General features: G+C 61.8%; 1 pseudogene. It reads right to left on the bottom strand.

The features are described 5' to 3' along the window. Window positions 1-431 (bottom strand): annotated as a pseudogene (locus FGX59_RS39210) (transposase); the annotation flags it as partial. Window positions 432-1039 lie beyond the last annotated feature (608 nt).

Below are 1039 nucleotides of genomic sequence, written 5' to 3'. Positions count from 1 at the left end.
ATCCGGTCGCACGCTGCGATAGCGCACGCTCGACCGGTCCACCGCCAAAGCCTTGCACGCCCGTCGTTGGCTCACCCCGTGGAACGCCACGACATGTGCCACCGCTTCCCGCCTCACGCCGGGCGTTACCACTTTCGCGACGCGACATCCTTCAGGATCGCGCGCGCCATTGGGCTCGAACCAATGGCGCCTTCACTGGCGCGCTCGAGCATGGCCTCTGCCAGCAGCTTCTTCAGCTTGGCGTTCTCGTCCTCAAGCGCCCTGAGACGTCGGGCATCCGACACCTCAAGACCGCCAAACCGCGCCTTGTATTTGTAGAACGTCGCCGTGCTGACCCCGTGCTTGCGGCAGACATCGGCCGTCGCCATGCCCGCCTCCTGCTCCTTCAGCATCCCGATGATCTGCTCTTCGCTGAACCTTGATCGCTTCATTGTCCGTCTCCTGGTTGGGGCGGACTCAACCTCAAACTGGAGGAAGATGCGGGTCTCAGGTCAGGAATTGCGAAAGGCCCGGCGGGGCCAGATCAAGACCGCATTGAAGGCCTCTGAGAACGTCGAGGATACAGGTTTGACGATCCGCAACCCTGTTTGTCACACCAAGCCCGGAAGCTCCCTCGGAGAGTCGCTCCGTGACTGCGCGGGCCGCCGTCGATGACTTCATGGCCGGGCGTCGCCCTCAGGGGGAATGTAGGATGACAGGGAAGGTCGCTGCTTACCTAGCAGTGATGCCGGAATGCTATGGTCCGGACCGTGACATTGCAGGCATCCCCGGAAAGAGGCGGCCGACCTCAAGAAGATCGTGCAAACCCTGCCTGCGAACCCCAAGGCGCCTACGCGAGACGCGGGATTTGACGCTGGAGGAGGCCGTTTCCGTTCCGGGGCTGAAGCGGATCTCGGTCGAAACGGTGAATGGCCATATCGACACCTTCGTAAGCGATGTTCCGGGATCACGGGATCTCAGGTTGACGGCTTGAAATTCCATGGAAGAAGTTCGTCGATCCGCTTCTTTGGATGTCCGGCGGCAATCGCCTCGAGCGTGG

The organism is Poseidonocella sp. HB161398 (genome assembly GCF_005870025.1).
GTDB lineage: Bacteria > Pseudomonadota > Alphaproteobacteria > Rhodobacterales > Rhodobacteraceae > Mangrovicoccus.
This window is presented reverse-complemented; position numbering and strand designations above follow the sequence as displayed.